Origin of the sequence: Allobosea spartocytisi (assembly GCF_014764685.1) — a bacterium.
GTDB classification, from domain to species: Bacteria; Pseudomonadota; Alphaproteobacteria; order Rhizobiales; family Beijerinckiaceae; genus Allobosea; species Allobosea spartocytisi.
Genome location: NZ_JACXWY010000064.1, coordinates 1 through 699, shown reverse-complemented (window position 1 = coordinate 699; position 699 = coordinate 1). Strand labels below are relative to the sequence as shown.

The 699-nt window shown below is 70.4% G+C and carries 1 protein-coding gene; it reads right to left on the bottom strand.

Annotated elements, in window-relative coordinates:
* Positions 1-699, bottom strand: a 699-nt coding sequence (locus IED13_RS28495) for a DNA translocase FtsK (RefSeq protein ID WP_263858927.1), incomplete at both ends; no start/stop codon positions are given.

Here is a 699-nt window from a genome sequence, read left to right as displayed (position 1 = left end):
GGCATAGTGCGAGCTTGTGCTTGGTCGCCTCGAAATCCTGGCTGGCGAGGAGCTCGCGCAGGAAGACAGTCTCGCGCTTGGCGTTGGGCAGCTCGATGCCGATGGCGTTCTTGCCCTGCACCACCGCGACGCGCGCCGAAACCGCGCTCATCGACCGCGCGATGTCGTCGGCAAGCGAAATCACCCGCGACGACTTCGTGCCAGGCGCAGGCTCAAGCTCGTAAAGCGTCACCACAGGGCCGGGGCGGACCTGCGTGATCTCGCCGCGCACGCCGAAATCCTCCAGCACGCCTTCGAGCAGGGTCGCGTTCTGTTCCAGCGCGTCCGTCGAGACAGTGTTGGCGAGCGATTTCTTCGGCTCGGCCAGATAGGTCAGCGGCGGCAACTCGAAGGAATCGCGCTCGAGGAAGGAGGGCTGCGCCTCGCGCTGCATGCGCTTGCCGGGCTTGGGCGCGGGAGCGGGGGCGGCGACGCGCGGAGCGTTGAGGTCGCGCAGGTCCTGCGCGTCGTCGATGTCGAAGGGCGGATCGTCGTCGACGTCGCGGGAAGCCGGCGCGCGCGTGCCCGGCAGCGGTGCCGGATCGAAATTCGGCAGGGGCTGACGCGGCGCGGGACCGGTGCCGAATTGCGGCTCGCGGCGGACGCGGCCTGCACCGACCTGCGGCGCGGGGCCGGTGTCGACGGCGGGCTCGGGCGGGT